Source organism: Thalassotalea litorea (genome assembly GCF_043642205.1).
Taxonomy (GTDB): Bacteria; Pseudomonadota; Gammaproteobacteria; order Enterobacterales; family Alteromonadaceae; genus Thalassotalea_A; species Thalassotalea_A litorea.
The window spans coordinates 49,787-65,308 of the sequence record NZ_JBHZSG010000005.1 but is presented as its reverse complement, the minus strand read 5'-3'; the positions used below and the strand labels follow the sequence as shown (position 1 = coordinate 65,308).

Annotated in this window: 12 protein-coding genes; all 12 read right to left on the bottom strand. The window is 44.4% G+C overall.

Going from position 1 to position 15,522, the window contains the following annotated elements:
• The 12 genes from ACHUFQ_RS04065 to prpF all read right to left on the bottom strand — a co-directional run bounded on the left by ACHUFQ_RS04065 (position 1) and on the right by prpF (position 15,466).
• Positions 1 to 1,032, bottom strand: a complete 1,032-nt coding sequence (locus ACHUFQ_RS04065; RefSeq protein ID WP_394173229.1) for a WD40/YVTN/BNR-like repeat-containing protein — start codon at positions 1,030 to 1,032, stop codon at positions 1 to 3.
• A 69-nt stretch (positions 1,033 to 1,101) separates the two neighbouring features.
• Positions 1,102 to 2,466 carry a DUF1329 domain-containing protein gene (locus tag ACHUFQ_RS04060; RefSeq protein WP_394173227.1) on the bottom strand — a complete coding sequence of 455 codons (1,365 nt, stop codon included), beginning with the start codon at positions 2,464 to 2,466 and terminating at the stop codon, positions 1,102 to 1,104.
• An 11-nt stretch (positions 2,467 to 2,477) separates the two neighbouring features.
• Entirely contained in the window at positions 2,478 to 4,565 is a 2,088-nt protein-coding gene (locus ACHUFQ_RS04055) for a DUF1302 domain-containing protein (RefSeq protein ID WP_394173225.1), read from the bottom strand.
• 321 nt (positions 4,566 to 4,886) lie between these two features.
• Positions 4,887 to 7,454 carry an aminopeptidase N gene (pepN, locus tag ACHUFQ_RS04050; protein WP_394173223.1) on the bottom strand — a complete coding sequence of 856 codons (2,568 nt, stop codon included), beginning with the start codon at positions 7,452 to 7,454 and terminating at the stop codon, positions 4,887 to 4,889.
• 7 nt (positions 7,455 to 7,461) lie between these two features.
• Positions 7,462 to 8,952, bottom strand: coding sequence for a Na+/H+ antiporter NhaC (nhaC, locus tag ACHUFQ_RS04045; protein ID WP_394173221.1), 1,491 nt, complete (start codon positions 8,950 to 8,952; stop codon positions 7,462 to 7,464).
• A gap of 224 nt (positions 8,953 to 9,176) precedes the next feature.
• On the bottom strand, positions 9,177 to 11,222 hold the full coding sequence (prc, locus tag ACHUFQ_RS04040; RefSeq protein WP_394173219.1) for a carboxy terminal-processing peptidase: 2,046 nt from the start codon (positions 11,220 to 11,222) through the stop codon (positions 9,177 to 9,179).
• A 15-nt stretch (positions 11,223 to 11,237) separates the two neighbouring features.
• The gene (proQ, locus tag ACHUFQ_RS04035; protein WP_394173217.1) at positions 11,238 to 11,873 is read right to left on the bottom strand and encodes an RNA chaperone ProQ; all 636 of its coding nucleotides are present in this window, start codon (positions 11,871 to 11,873) and stop codon (positions 11,238 to 11,240) included.
• 16 nt (positions 11,874 to 11,889) lie between these two features.
• Positions 11,890 to 12,180 carry a hypothetical protein gene (locus tag ACHUFQ_RS04030; RefSeq protein WP_394173215.1) on the bottom strand — a complete coding sequence of 97 codons (291 nt, stop codon included), beginning with the start codon at positions 12,178 to 12,180 and terminating at the stop codon, positions 11,890 to 11,892.
• Positions 12,177 to 12,638, bottom strand: a complete 462-nt coding sequence (locus ACHUFQ_RS04025; protein WP_394173213.1) for a GAF domain-containing protein — start codon at positions 12,636 to 12,638, stop codon at positions 12,177 to 12,179. The genes ACHUFQ_RS04030 and ACHUFQ_RS04025 overlap by 4 nt, the downstream gene beginning before the upstream one ends.
• Before the next feature lie 179 nt (positions 12,639 to 12,817).
• Positions 12,818 to 13,543: an SIMPL domain-containing protein gene (locus tag ACHUFQ_RS04020; RefSeq protein ID WP_394173211.1), complete on the bottom strand. Its 726-nt coding sequence runs from the start codon at positions 13,541 to 13,543 to the stop codon at positions 12,818 to 12,820.
• On the bottom strand, positions 13,540 to 14,133 hold the full coding sequence (locus tag ACHUFQ_RS04015) for a DUF2057 domain-containing protein (RefSeq protein ID WP_394173209.1): 594 nt from the start codon (positions 14,131 to 14,133) through the stop codon (positions 13,540 to 13,542). The genes ACHUFQ_RS04020 and ACHUFQ_RS04015 overlap by 4 nt, the downstream gene beginning before the upstream one ends.
• Positions 14,134 to 14,275: 142 nt before the next feature.
• Entirely contained in the window at positions 14,276 to 15,466 is a 1,191-nt protein-coding gene (gene prpF, locus ACHUFQ_RS04010; RefSeq protein WP_394173207.1) for a 2-methylaconitate cis-trans isomerase PrpF, read from the bottom strand.
• Positions 15,467 to 15,522: the final 56 nt, after the last annotated feature.

The following is a 15,522-nucleotide window of genomic DNA, read 5'->3' as shown; positions in this document are numbered from 1 at the left end:
TTATTGACCCTGTACTGCTTTAAGTCCGACTTCCGTAGCCAGTATTAATTGATCGTTAAACCAGACCCCTGCAATAATTGCCTTGCCGTCTGGCTGAGTGGACTTATTAAAGGTCTTGCCCTGGTCCTTACTTGTTAACATCACCCCAGAGTTTGCCAGCACATAAACTGTATCATTCGGAGCCAAAATAACCGCATTTAATAAGGCTTTAGTATTCAGCGGTATTTGCTGCCAATCCTCCCCCATATCTTCGGAGGTAAATAAGTTACCGCGTAGCCCGGCAACGATCAGGCGTTGTTGTGATGTGACATTGATATCAAAGAAAGAACCCTGATAGATCTCATCGAGAAGCTGCCAGTGTCGACCCCGATTGTCGCTCTTGGCCATAAAACCCAGCTCACCAATCAGATACCATTGTTCACCGACGACCTTGATCCGATTAAAGTGCGGCAAAATACTGCGGATCTCGTCGAGATAAAGTTCTTCGTCTTCTTCTTTGAGCTCTTGCAGATATAACTGATCGTCTTCAATCAATAACTCATCGTGAAATTCTTCTGTCCAGGTAGCTCCGCCATCCTGAGTTCTTAAAAATCGTCCATAAGCTCCGACAGCAACACCTTGTTTCGGACTGGTGAATAACACATCAAACAATGGACGTTCCAAATCCGGCTCGTACATTTGTACGGCCCAACTTTCACCACCATCTTCTGTTTTTAAAATGACGGAATCATGACCGACGGCCCAACCCAGATCTTCATTTAAAAAGAATACGCGCGTTAACGTGGAAATCGTCGGCACAGTTTTTTGTTGCCAGTTAGTGCCGTCTGTGGAGGTCAAAATATGTCCACGTTCGCCAACAGCTATTAATTTTTGCTCACTGACTTTGCTCACATCGAGCATTAAGGACTGACTCGCCAAAGGTAAAATTTGAGAAAATTGAGAGGATTCGGATTGGTTTAATGAGTTCGCTTGCGCTGCACTCAGTGCAGAATACGCCAACATAGAAAACAAGATTAGTATAGTTCGCAACATGCAGTTTCCAATGGGTAAAAATGAAAACGGTTGGCCTAAGCCAACCGTTGTTTACGTCGAAAAGAACGGTTAGCGGCGACCTTCACGTCTAAGTGCTGACGCTGTAAAGTCTTTCTCCCGTAATGGTGTTTGGAAGTCATACATTTTATGTTCATTATCCAGCCCCATCGCAATGTAGCGGCGAGATTGAACGTCATGGAACACTTCTAGTGTAGACCATTGCGCTGGTAACTCGTAATAGTTGATTGCATGAGCCATTCCAACTCGATACAACTCATTACGATTATCGTAGATATCTACGACAGAAACCTGCCAGGAATCTTCATCAATAAAGAATGTACGTTTCTTATAGATATGGCTGGTGCCAGATTTAAGGTTTGCTTCCACAACCCATACACGGTGCTTTTCATAACGCACAAGTTCAGGGTTGATATGACCGGGTTGCAGGATGTCTTTGTATTTCACAGCATCCGAATGCAATTTGTAGTCATTGTATGGAATTAGCAATTCCTGTTTACCCACCAATGTCCAGTTGTAACGATCAGGTGCACCGTTGAACATATCAAAATCATCGGTTGTACGTAAACCATCAGACGCTGTACCCGGTGCATCATAAGCAACGTTAGGTGCACGACGAACGCGTCGTTGACCTGTATTGTATGTCCAGGCCTGACGAGGTGTTTTGATTTGATCCATGGTTTCGTGAACCAGTAAAGCCGTACCAGCAAGGCGTGCAGGAGACGTTACTTTCTGTTTAAACTTAAACAGAATATTGGTTTTTTCCAATTCTTCATAGGATGCTCCTTTCATACCGTAAGGTAAGATAAGTGATTCATCAAATCCCAGATAGGTGTAATCGCCACGTGCGGTTGGCGCTGCCTGACCACCTTCACGACTCACCTGTTCGCCACGATATCGAAGCGTGTGATTCCAAATCACCTCAAGACCATTAGCCGGGATTGGGAATGGAATGCCGACCGCCGCTTTGGAAATACCATTGCCGTCCTGGATCAACTCGGAACGAGTCGCATTTTTTAACGTTTCATCATAAACATGCTGAGGATATGAGGCGCTACGACGGGTCTGATACACATTCATTTTGAATGTTTCAGGATAAGTCTGAAATAGCTTTTGCTGACCTGGTGTCAATACATCCGCATAGTCGCTGTAGTTGCTGGCGGTAATCGTATACTTAATTTTATCTTCCGGGAAAGGGTCCGGATGATGGTCGCCAACACTGTAGCCGGCAGGTGGTTGAGTAATACCACCCGTCCATTCAGGGATAGAACCGTCCGCATTACCTGCTTTTACAGCGCCTAATGGGGTAAGTTCAGTGCCAAGCTTCTTCGCATCCGCTTCGCCTACTTTAGCTGCTGCGCCAGCCGACGTTAACGCCAGAGTCACAGCCATAGAAATAAATGCAATTTTTTTCATGTTATTGACCTTTAAATTGAATACTTGACGTTAAACGACACGAAGTCACGATCTTCAACCTGGTTTATCGTACCAGCGCCACCGAAGAATGCATTATAGCTAATGTCGGCAGACCAACGGCTTTGGTAATCAAAAGCAACCGTCATAGCAACCGATTTTCTGTCTTCAACGAACAAGAACAATGGATCTGGGGTAACCCCTTTGACGTCATGGGAAAATACCACGCGCGGTGAAACGTTCACACCGGCAAATACATCGTTATAATCCAGTTTACCGACGACTCGGTAACCCCAGGCAAACTCCGTTGGGAACATATTGGTTTCGGTACCGCCAAATAGTGGGCCGATATACGGATTATCTTCCGTAGATGTTCCTGAGCGACTGGTATTAGGACCGTTCAAACGCAAAACATCTTCGTCTGGCATATCCATAATATTAATACCGCCGACCTCAATCAGACCCGTAAGCTGGCTAGCACCAAATGTCGGGCCAAACAAATGCGTTAAGGTAACCTGGGCCTGCAAGGTATCGGATTCTACCCAACCCTGTGCAGTATCGCCTTGCTGGAACTCGCTACCGTCTGCTTTCTTCATTTGCGAGATACCATCTAAAAATGGTGCCAGGCCTGCATTTGCCAGTTGCTGCGGAACAGCAGTGAACAATAATTCGACATCATCAATTTGCAGAGGTTCATCTTGACGGTAACTAATTTCACCGGCAACAGACGTAATACCAACGGTCGTATTAAAGCTCAAGCCATAAAGGTTGATATCTTCCGGGTAAAACAACTGCGCTTTGGAAAACGCATTGATCTTAGTGACATCTGATATTGCGAAGTCAGGGTTCGCAACCGTCATAACATCCTGAGCTAATTGGGTATAATCAGCCGTCACACCGGAAATAACCGGACGACGAGAATGGTAATTCATGTAGTACAGGCTCAATTCCATATCATTAAGCTGCGGGAAGAAATAAGACAAACGTAAACCGTATTGACCACCATCTTCTGGCAATACACTACCGTTTAAAGAGCCATCTGAATTAATATAATGACCTTCTTCATTGGTTTTTGCCTGCCCCTCGCCAGTAGCACGTAAAGTAACCGATCGACTTAGACCAACAAGCATATTACCTGCGCTGGCACCATCGCCTTGCCGTGCTAATTCACCGGCCTGTTGCAACATACCGTATAAGGTATCCAGGTTCATATCCGGTGCAGAGCCGAAACCTAATTGAATGTTGTTGGCATAACCGCCTGAACCGGCGAAATCATTAGTTGAGAAATAACTTCCAGGTGCTGGAAGAATTGAGTTTTCCCATTCGTATTGATAATAGGCTTCGACATTAAAGTTTTCAGTGACACCAAAAGATGCCCAAACCGCACCAAACGGAATAAACGCTTCTTTTAGCTCGGCACCTGGGGCACGAAGACGGGCGATATCAACTGGGTTGATTTCGCTAATACCGTGAGAAATCAGGGTAGATTCACCCCAACTGATAACCTGTTGACCGACGCGAACACTAACTGGCGTATCACCAATGTCAAAGTCGGCATAAAAGAAAGCATCAAGCAAACGTACATCGGCACATACCTCTTCCTTTGCGTCTTTATCATCGCAAGGATCAAAGGTGCTATCATCGAGAACGTTGGTAAAAGGACGAGAACCGTCCATTAATTCGAAATCGTAAAAATACAGGCCACGTGCGAAGAAACCGAAGTCGCCGTAGCGAACATCTAGCTCGTGGCTACCTTTGAATACCCGGGAAAACGCTTCGCCGGCATCAAAGTTAAGGTTACCCATATCGCCGTTTGTGGAATATGAACCTGGCAACGCCCAGATTTGTTCCGGTGGATAACTGTTATTTTGCCAATCCAAATTATTATTCAGATTGTTGGACTTACCAATATGGTCATCCCAGTTACGATTTTCTGTGCGCCAGCTTTCACCGTAAGAAAACGTTGAATCAAAACTGATTTCAAAATCTCCCAGGTCAAAATTAACAGCGTGTGCTTGTGTGACAGTTAAAGATAACAGTCCGGCGGCAATACCTTTAGCCACAGGACTCTTGCAAAACTTAACCAGAGCATTTTGCTTCATGTTTTCTCCCCAAATAAATACGCGAGTAATTTTATTCTTCTTTCTACGTATAGCAGTTAAACAATGATTACATCATTTTTTTAACGAGGCAACCGTTAAAATAAATTACTACGTGACTCTATATCAATGATTATTACTGTTTTATCACGCACCAACGTGACGCAGTTTAAAACAGCTGTTTAAAACTTAGCGCAATTGTAATTCGTGCGCATATTATTGGTTTTATTTTAGTATTCCACTTCCAAGCCAAATGGTCCGACCACGTTTAAAGTAGAAGCTCTAGAATAAAAATTATTACTTGAAATTATTTTACCTTGTAGCTTAATTAGCAAGCGCTGCGGAGATTTTCTCACCGATATCGGCGCTAATATTATCCAATCCCTGCAACCGAACTAACTGTTGTCGCAATTTAAGTTGTACGGCTTCACAAAACCCCTGCCCCTGAATTAGAGCTGTTATTAATCGTGACGCAACCTGCGGATTGATTTTATCCAGCGCTTCGATTTGCGTGGCTAGCCATTCATAGCCCTGACCACTGGGATCATGGAAGTATTTTGGATTTTGTCCGGCAAAACTACCTACCAGCGCCCTAACCCGATTAGGGTTTTCTAAAGAAAATTTCGGGTGAGCTAATAACGATTGTAAACGTTCAAATATGGCACCATCCTGCACTTTTGCCTGAATGGCAAACCACTTGTCCATTACCAACGTGTCCGCTTGCCATTGCGAGGCAAAGTCTGTACTGAGACGTTCAAAGCATGGTAAGTGATATTGTGCTGCGACACCCAAGGCGGCGATTTGTTCGGTCATATTTGGGGCTTGAGTAAACTGCTCGACAACGTTTGCATCAAAGTCTGGATCCGCGGCCAAAAAATGCAGGCAGGCATTTTTCAGCGCTCGCAAGCCTGTTGCTTGCTCCGATTCAGTTAATAGCTGTTGTGAACACTGCTCATAGACAGCTTTAAGTTTGTCCGCCTGAGCGTCCAATAAATCTTGCTGAAATCGGTCAAGCGCTGACAGCAACGTTTGCGGCTCGACGTTTTGTAAAAACTCGGTCATTTCAGCAAAGCCAGGTAAGCTAACTTGCAATGCTTTAAATGCGGGTTCAACATCCGCATCAAGGATACTTGCAAAGGCCTGACTCAATGCCGCAGGAAGCGTATAAGAAAGATCCTGATAGTAATTGGCAATACATTGTCTAAACAGATTTTGACTCGCTTCCCAACGGGAGAATCCATCGTTAGCCGACACCATAACCGTCAGCAATTCTTCATTACTTTGCTTATAATCTAACTTCACCGGCGCAGAAAAACCGGTAAGCAAGGCGACAACGGGATTGACGTCAATATGTTCAAACTCAAAGGCTTGCGATGTTTCACAGAGTGACAGCACTCCTTGGTTGAGCGTGACGCCAGTTTTTGGATCCAATAATTCAAAACCAATAGGTATCAATAAAGGCGGGTGTTGTTGCCCTGCTGCCGGAGATTGTTGCAGTTGCAAGGTTAGTGACTTTGACTGCGGGTCATAGTTTGACGTACCCCGGACCTCTGGTGTCCCTACCTGGGAATACCACAACGCAAACTGACTTAAGTCTCGCTGATTCGCGTCAGCCATCGCATTGACAAAATCATCACAGGTTACTGCCTGGCCGTCATGACGGCTGATATATTCTTTCATCCCCCGCTGGAACCCTTCTTCGCCCAGCAAGGTGTGCAACATCCGGATAACTTCCGAGCCCTTTTCATAAACCGTCAGGGTATAAAAGTTGTTCATTTCCACTACTTTTTCAGGCCGGATTGGGTGCGCCATAGGTCCTGCGTCTTCGGCAAACTGATGCGAACGAAGTACCCGGACATTATTGATTCGAGTCACATCTCGTTGATGCATATCAGCACTAAATTGCTGATCTCGAAACACCGTTAACCCTTCTTTAAGGCTTAACTGGAACCAATCTCTACAGGTAACACGATTACCGGTCCAGTTGTGGAAATACTCGTGTCCGATTACCGCCTGAACGTTAAAAAAATCTTCGTCGGTGGCGCTGCGTTCATCGGCAAGAACAAACTTAGAGTTAAAGACGTTTAAGCCTTTATTTTCCATCGCCCCCATATTGAAAAAATCGACTGCGACAATCATGTAGATATCAAGATCATATTCAAGGTCAAAAACGTTCTCATCCCAGGCCATAGAATCTTTTAATGCCTGCATTGCATATTGCGCTTTAAACAAATTGCCTTTATCGACAAATAGTTGCAGATCCACTTGACGACCAGATTTGGTCGTAAACGCATCTTCGAGTAAATCAAAATCGCCAGCAACCAAAGCAAACAGATAACAGGGCTTATGAAAGGGATCGTGCCAGGTTACCCGGTGTTTACCATCTTCTAAATCGCTACGTTCAACACAGTTGCCATTAGACAATAAATACGGATACTGGCCTTTATCGGCGATGATCGTCGTCTTGTATATTGACATGACGTCGGGACGATCAAGAAAATAGGTAATTCTGCGAAACCCCTCAGCCTCACATTGAGAACAAAACGCGCCACCGGATTTATAGATCCCTTCCAGGGCCGTATTTGCTTTCGGGTTGATCTCGGTTTCAATCTTTAACGTAAATTGCTCGGGACACTGTTCAATGCACAGCGTCTCATCGTCAACCCTGTATTGTTCGGTTGACAGTGCTACGTCATCGATATAGACCGAAAGCAACGTCATCTGGTGGCCATTAAGGACTAAAGGCTGTGATTCGCCTGCCGCGCGTTTAATGTGCATCGTATTGCGCACAATAGTGCGTTCATCATCTAATTCAATGATTAATTCGACGTTAGGGATCTGATATGCCGATGCCTGATAGTCTTTCAAATATATAGGGGTAAATTCTGCCATTACTTTGCTATTTTTTTTCCATGTTCACGGTCGTGGTTACACTGTCTTTCACTTTCTCAGCCAGCGTTTTAATTTGAAATCCAAGAAAGCCATAAACCACGGCGAGAACGGGGTTAATCAGATTAAAGAAACAATAGAAGATGTATTCCAGAGGATTTACCGCCAGAACACTGGCCATATAGGCACCACAGGTATTCCATGGAATTAGTGGTGATGTGATGGTCCCGGAATCTTCCAGGGTTCGACTCAATACCACAGGGTGCAAATTACGTCGTTCGTACTCTTCTTTAAACATGCGACCGGGCATCACAATTGACATATATTGGTCAGCCGTAATGATGTTCGTGCTGATACACGTAGCCACCGTTGATGAGATTAAAGCACCGGTAGATTTAGCAAAACCAAGAATGCCATTAATAATTTTCTTAAGCATGCCTAAATGCTCAAGCACCGCACCAAAGGTTAACGCGCAAACGATTAGCCACACGGTATTAAGCATACTCGACATACCACCTCGTGACAAAAGGTCATCTAAGTTGGCATTACCGGTATCGACGGAAACACCATCGAAAAAGGCGGTCCAGACCACGGTAACATTACTGTCGAACGTATTAAGTCCATCACTGGCAAGAGATAAAATAAAGTCCTGCTGAAACAATACCGCCCATATGGCACCGACAATCGCACCAATAGAAACGGCTAAAAACGCTGGAACCTTTTTAATTGCCAAAGCCAGTAACACGATTAAAGGGACTAAATTAACCACAGAAATATCAAAATGCTCGGTCATCAATTGATTTAACTCAATACCTTTTGTCCCTGTACTGCTGACATCTTCCGATAATCCAAGCACCGTAAACAGCAATAGCGCGGTAACGATCGACGGTACGGTTGTCCATAACATGTAGCGAATGTGTTCGAATAACTCACTGCCTGCAACCGCAGGTGCCAAGTTGGTGGTTTCAGATAAAGGTGAAATCTTATCGCCAAAATATGCGCCGGATATAACCGCACCGGCGGTAATTGGCGCGGATAAATCCAGACCACTTGCAACCGCGATAAGGGCTACACCAATCGTTGCTGCGGTCGTCCATGAACTACCAATAGACATGGACACCAATCCACAAATTAAACAGGTCGCGGCATAGAACCAGGACGGATTCAAAATGTTGAGACCATAGTAAATCATCGTCGGCACCGTGCCAGATAACAGCCAGGTTCCGATCAGGGAGCCAACCGCAAGCAAAATCAATACTGCACCCAGGGAAATAGAGATCCCTTTAACGATCGCTTTTTCCATACCGAGCCAGTCATAGCCATTTTTGAAACCAATGGCAATTGCAACACCGGTCGCCAGAAGTAAAGCTATCTGATTCGGGCCATAAGACGACCCATCACCAAAATATTGCACTGCGGCTACCAATAAGCCAACCATGATGAGAATTGGGATCGCGGCATCCAGAGCACTGGGATCCTTGTGAACTTGTTGAGTGGTCATAAAAACATGTGTCCGTGAATTTATCTAATTGCGTTTATTATTTTATTTTTATTGCAAGGATTCGAAAATCGCACATGACGTTTAGCGAATCTGAATTAAAGGCAGTATAAAGGAAAATTTTTTAAATTACCCCTTTGAAGCAGGCATAAACAGGCGTTTTTATTACAGAACCTATAAAAAAACCGCCAAATTTGGCGGTTTATTCATCAGTTGAATTTGAGTGGTTATTTTTTGGCTAATTTACCAATTTCCACTAAATCAAAAGTAATATTAGCGGACTCATCCAAAAACGGATCCAACTCTGACAATTCTTCTGGAATATCATCAATGGATGCAACCGGCTCTTTCTCCATCGCTTTCAAACGAAGGTTAGCTCGGGCAAGGCGTTTTTCCTTATTCTCTTCACGCTCGGCTTTACGCTGGTCGTAATTTAAAGAAATGGATTTATCGTCTTTCTTCTCTTGATACTCAGCGATGTCCTGAAGCAGATATTTGAATTCATCATTCTTTTTAATGCGTTCATCATGCAATGACTGCAGATAAGAGATATCCTGAGTAAAATCGTAAAGTGGGCGATAAGGCGCTTTTTTAATTTTATCCCAGACTAAGGCGTTCTCTTCCTGACTTTCGCCCCACTCTTGCGGCTCAATGGCCGAAGGGAACGCAATATCAGGTTGAACCCCTTTATGTTGCGTACTACCACCATCAATTCGATAGAATTTTGCAATAGTAAACTGAATGCTACCTAATGGGTTTTCGTATAAGTCATACACCCGACCTAAACCGCGATGTTGCTGAACCGTACCTTTACCAAAGGTATTTTCACCAATAATTAATGCTCGACCATAATCCTGAAGAGCCGCGGCAAAAATTTCCGATGCCGACGCACTATAGCGGTCAACGATAACGGTTAATGGACCATCATAGTAACTTAACCCATCGGTATCTTTATTAATTTCAATGCGATCATCAATACCACGAACCTGTACAACAGGTCCTTTATCAATAAACAAACCGGTTAAAAGTGTCGCTTCGGTTAATGAGCCACCGCCATTACCACGCAAATCGACAATGATCCCTTGCACTTTCTCTTCTTTTAACTTGGCAATTTCTTTTGCCACGTCACGGGATAGTTTATTGTAGAAACTTGGAATAGTGATCACACCCAGTTTTTTCGGGTTGTCAGCAATCTCACCGTCTGCGTTTTTCTCTATAAACACTTCCGATTTTGCCGCTCGATCTTCCAGTTTGATTTTGTCACGAACTATAGAAATCACCACAATCTGCGGGTCATCTTCGCCTTTTTGCACCTGTAAACGAACCGTAGTGCCTTTTGGACCTTTGATTAAATCCACGACATCGTCAAGACGCCAGCCCACAACATCCACGAATTCTTCATCACCTTGAGCAACCGCAACCACTTTATCTTTTGGCTTAAGGCGCTTGCTTTTATCGGCGGGTCCACCGGTAACAATACTTTGAATCACGGTGAAATCATCATCGGCACGTAAAACGGCACCAATGCCTTCCAGTGACAAATTCATTTCCATTTGGAAACGTTCGGCATTGCGCGGTGATAAATACGAGGTGTGCGGTTCAACCGTACGTGAGAATGAGTTCATGACCACTTGAAACACGTCTTCACTCTCGCCCTGACTCAGACGTTTGATCGCATAGTTATAACGCTTAGAAAGAATTTCTTTGATTTTTGGCCATTCTTTGCCAGCCAGTTTTAAATTTAGCGCATCATACTTAACGCGCTTACGCCAAATTTCATCCAACTCTTCGGTTGACTGTGCATATGGCGCTTCTTCGCGGTCAAAATCGTAGCTTTCTTCGATTTTAAAGTCGAACTCTTTATCCAGTAATTGCAAGGCATACTGATAACGTTCATAACGGCGCTGAACATTCAGATTGTAAATATCGAAAGCATCATCGAGTTTGCCAGTCATGATCATATCGTCAAACTTGTTGCGATATTTTTCCAACTCATCGATATCCGACTTTAAAAACACCGCGCGATTGTAATCAAGTTGCTTCAGATACAAATCAAAAATTTGTGAGGACAGCTCATCATTAAGTTCAAACTGTTTATAGTGAGAGCGCGAATAGGTTGCAGTAATGCGTTTACTGGCAGTCTTATGCTGCATTTCCTGAGTTAGCTGCGGCAAATCATCCAGATCAATCTTCGGATCTTCTGCAAAAACAGCATTGGACGATAAAGAAAAAGAGAAGGCAACCGCTAGGGCTATTCGAGAAACGTTCTGCATAAGACTACTCCATATTTATTTGGTAAAGATTTTATCCGCTCGAGTCTTGACTACCATGCCTGAAATTAACTGCACACTGACATCTTTACCCGCTACTTCTGTAATAGTAGCATCAATTGGTGAATTCCCAACTTGCACTAACACCTTCATTCCACTTTTCAATGTGTTAGCTTCAGCCTGGACTAATTTAACGGGTTCTTTTTTCGGCGCTTTCTTCGCTTTTACCGGCTTGCTTTTCGTTCGAGCTGGTATAGTAGAGCGTTTTTCTGCCGCTTTAGTTCCTTTATACGACTTATTTTGCTTATTTTCCGCTTCTTTTTTGTTAGCAAATTTTTCCTGGCTTTCTTTAAGGGTGTTCGCAGCAAACTCTGCCTGAGCTTCATCTATCTCAGCAACCGCTTCTCCTTGCAGGTTGACACGCTGACTACCCGTCTTAATGGCTTTCAGGTATCGCCAGCTCGAAGTGTAATGACGCAACGCTTGACGAAGTTGCGTTTTACTGACCTTTTCATCTTCTTGCAGGGCTTCAGCAAGTTCTTGAAAAATACCAACCTTTAGTGGTTTTACCGTACCTTGAGAGGTAAAGCAAGCCGGGAACTTTTCGGCTAGATATTGAATGATTTCTTTGCTTGAGATTTTTTTGGTTTCCATAATATTACTTCGTAAATTAATTGTGCTGAGACTGCAAATATTGATCGCGATTCGTCAACAGGTGATGACACCAGTCGATGATTTCATCTTCTTCAACTTCAGCCAGATGCTCTTGCCCAATCCAGGTGTCCCAGACTAACTCTAGCAAGAATGTTAATTGTTGAGGATCAATATCCTCTTCTGCCATTTGATAAATGGTGTGATAAATAAGGTTTAACTTTTCGGCGGCAACTTCTTCTTCACCGTCCCAATCGCCTACAACTTCCTCGGATACCAGAAAGTCGTGAATTACGACTAACTCTTTCATGAGTGACAACGCTCTTGCAGGATATTGACGATGTGTTGCAAACCTTGGGCATCCTGTTGGTCAAATTTCGCAAATGCGGTGCTATCAATATCCAATACAGCGATACACTGGTTATCGACATAAACGGGTACCACGATCTCCGAATTACTGGCGGCATCACAGGCGATATGGCCACTAAATTGATGAACATCATCAACAACCTGTATTTCTCGCTCACTCACTGCGGTACCACAAACGCCCTTGCCAACAGGGATACGAATGCAGGCTACCTGCCCCTGAAACGGGCCAAGTATCAGCTCATCATTATGTAACCGATAGAAACCTACCCAGTTTACATCATCCAGAGCATTAAAAAGAATGGCGCTGATATTTGCCATATTGGCAATTAAGTCAGATTCTCCGGCAGTGATTGCATCGACTTGTTGGGCCAGAGTTTGATAAAATTCGCGTTTATCCATAATTGCTAAGGGTCGCTATGTTGCTTGCATAATCAGGGTCTGTTTTGCTTGCCAAGTTCGAATTTCCGTCGTTTTATTAAAAACCGACATTGACCGCTAAACAGCCCCCAAGAAAAGCGCATAACATACCTTGTAACACTAACAAGTTAAAGCATTAGTTTAAAATTATCGAATAAAGCCTAGTTTATCTCAAATATCAGCTGAACTTGAGCCGAAATTTGTTGCTCTGCCGGTACCGACTGATAGTTTGGCGCGTCAGCTGTCATACCGTATACCCGCCTTGGTGCAAAATTTTCCGATTCCTTAAGATAGATAACACCGCCCAAAGAAATATTCGCTTGTTTGGCCATCCGCTGAGCCTTCATTTTGCCATCATCAATTGCGGCCTCTAGTGCCTGTTGATAGAAAAAGTCAGCACGGCTCACTTCGTATCGTAACCGGGAAACACTGGAAACGCCGATTTGGATACCCTTTTCCAGTAATTGGTCATAATGATTAAAGTTTAACAGGGTGAATGTAATATTGCGGGACACTTCAATTAATGCCGGTTTTTGCTGCGGGCTTGCCCCCGGTTTGTCAGACACAGCCGCCGCACGGGTCTGATCAGTGGCAAAAATTGGCCGTATACGTAATTGTGACGATTCGATATCTTTGTCTGCGATATACAGTTTATCGGCCAGAGACAATAGCTCATCGGATTTTTTGTCGACAACCTGCTTGGCTTGGTTCGCCGTTTCCGAGCGTTCACTGATGGTAATGGTGAAAATAAACGTATCAGGTTTTACGATAACCTGTCCTTTTCCAATAACATCGATGCCTCCCGGGAGAGTACGTTTATCTGGCTGAGCATGTCCAAGGGATGCGAACAAGGCCATAAACATTCCCATAATCAGAATTCGTTTCATTTTTGCTCCTCCTGCAGGTACCGGATAAACTCCTGACGCTCGGCATCCGTGGCCAACTCCCACCAATACTCTAGCATTTCTACCGTATCAGGGCCCTGGTGCCTAAATTCGCCTGGGTCTTCACTTAAACTTTTTTTAACCACCTGTTGGCGTCGTTGTTGTTGCATCGACTGAAGATCTTGCTGATATCGTTTTTGCGATAGCTGCTGTACCACCAGAGCCTGTCCGTTTTCATTGTTCAGCTGTACCTTAGGTGATTTGGCAAATCGCCTTGCTTGCTCTATGTCTAACTGTTGTTGATGCGCCAATCGCAACACGTCGTCCGCTTGCACGTTGAACATCAATATAAATGGTTCAGAGCGCACCGTTTCATGGTGATCCTCGGTGTCATGTTCAAACATTTCCCGGTACTGAATCTCGACAACATGCTGGCCAGGTTCCAATTCCAGGTTTGTGGCTTTTGTAAAAAATGACTGGCTTTGTTGTTCGCCATCGACAACAAGCACTTCAAGGGTGTCAGGAATCGTTAATTTTGCGGCTGTAGCCGATAGTGAAAGCAGCACTAAAACGCTGCAAAGAATTGCTTTCATACTCAGTTGAATTTTTATTACTGTATACTTTCAATCTAGCTGATCTTTCCCCCCTTAGACAAGGTAATCATAAAAAAATCATTGCGTTATATAGTGAAAAGGCAGGTATTACCCCGCCCCTAATTTTTTATCCAAAAGAAAATCAGTCAATACACGTATCCAGCACCTGACCCGGGATGCGCACTTGCCCTTCCATCAATACTCGCGCACTGCGACTCATGGACACCGATGTCACTTGCCATTGGTTATCATCCAGGGACGTTTTTGCACCGACTTTCAGGGTTCCTGATGGATGGCCAAAAACAACGGATTTCGCACTTTCTTTTGCCAGAGTTTGGGCCACAACCGTACCAGGTATTGCCGCCGCCGCGCCAATCGCCACCGCCGCCGTTCCCATCATGGCGTGGTGCAGTTTACCCATAGACATGGCCCGGACCAAGATATCAACCGACGTATCGCTAATCGTTTTACCACTCGACGCGATGTACGTAGAAGCAGGAGATACAAACGCCAGCTTTGGCGTATGCTGTCGCCCTTTGGCTTCATCTATTGACGAAATCAACCCCATTTTCATCGCGCCCCAGGCTCTAATGGTTTCCAGACGCGCCAACAGCGCGTCATTGTTATTAATGTCCTCCTGAAGTTCAGCCCCCGTAAAACCAAGTTGGTTAGCAGGAATAAAAATAGTTGGAATACCGGCATTGATGAAGGTTGCATCGAAACGTCCGATATCCGGAACCGCAAATGTATCGCTGACATTGTTAGTTGGGAATAATGACCCGTCTTTATCTGCTGGATCAAGAAAGTCGATAACCACTTCAGCAGCAGGAAACGTCACCCCATCGAGCTCAAAATCGCCAGTTTCCTGAACCTGATAATTGCTCACCGGCACATGGGCAATAATGGTTTTACCAATATTTACCTGCCAGATACGAACTTCTACCACGCCATTTTCTGGGATGCGCTCGGCATCGAGCATACCCTGCTCTATCGCAAACGCGCCAACCGCGGCGGTTAAATTGCCACAGTTCCCGCTCCAGTCCACAAACGGCTTATCAATTGCCACCTGACCAAACAGATAATCTACATCATGGTCGACTTTGTCACTCGGTGACAAAATGACGGTTTTACTTGTACTGGATGTGGCGCCGCCCATACCATCGGTATGCTTTTGATAAGGGTCAGGACTTCCAATAACCCGTAATAATATGGCATCCCTTACGGCTCCAGGTTGTTGTGCCGCTGCTGGTAAGTCTTTCAGGTTGAAAAATACCCCTTTACTGGTACCGCCGCGCATATAAGTCGCTGGAATTTTAATTTGCGGAAGATGCATCTTCGATATCTCCTGTTTATTTTTTTAGTCACACTTGCGTTGCTAGTTCGGGTTGA

Excerpts from the sequence above, each read along its gene's own strand:
- ACHUFQ_RS04025 (WP_394173213.1), bottom strand. The coding sequence starts at position 12,638 with ATGGATAAACGCGAATTTTATCAAACTCTGGCCCAACAAGTCGATGCA.
- ACHUFQ_RS04030 (WP_394173215.1), bottom strand. The coding sequence starts at position 12,180 with ATGAAAGAGTTAGTCGTAATTCACGACTTTCTGGTATCCGAGGAAGTT.
- prpF (WP_394173207.1), bottom strand. The coding sequence starts at position 15,466 with ATGCATCTTCCGCAAATTAAAATTCCAGCGACTTATATGCGCGGCGGT.
- ACHUFQ_RS04060 (WP_394173227.1), bottom strand. The coding sequence starts at position 2,466 with ATGAAAAAAATTGCATTTATTTCTATGGCTGTGACTCTGGCGTTAACG.
- pepN (WP_394173223.1), bottom strand. The coding sequence starts at position 7,454 with ATGGCAGAATTTACCCCTATATATTTGAAAGACTATCAGGCATCGGCA.
- ACHUFQ_RS04020 (WP_394173211.1), bottom strand. The coding sequence starts at position 13,543 with ATGAAACGAATTCTGATTATGGGAATGTTTATGGCCTTGTTCGCATCC.
- prc (WP_394173219.1), bottom strand. The coding sequence starts at position 11,222 with ATGCAGAACGTTTCTCGAATAGCCCTAGCGGTTGCCTTCTCTTTTTCT.
- ACHUFQ_RS04065 (WP_394173229.1), bottom strand. The coding sequence starts at position 1,032 with ATGTTGCGAACTATACTAATCTTGTTTTCTATGTTGGCGTATTCTGCA.
- nhaC (WP_394173221.1), bottom strand. The coding sequence starts at position 8,952 with ATGACCACTCAACAAGTTCACAAGGATCCCAGTGCTCTGGATGCCGCG.
- proQ (WP_394173217.1), bottom strand. The coding sequence starts at position 11,873 with ATGGAAACCAAAAAAATCTCAAGCAAAGAAATCATTCAATATCTAGCC.
- ACHUFQ_RS04055 (WP_394173225.1), bottom strand. The coding sequence starts at position 4,565 with ATGAAGCAAAATGCTCTGGTTAAGTTTTGCAAGAGTCCTGTGGCTAAA.
- ACHUFQ_RS04015 (WP_394173209.1), bottom strand. The coding sequence starts at position 14,133 with ATGAAAGCAATTCTTTGCAGCGTTTTAGTGCTGCTTTCACTATCGGCT.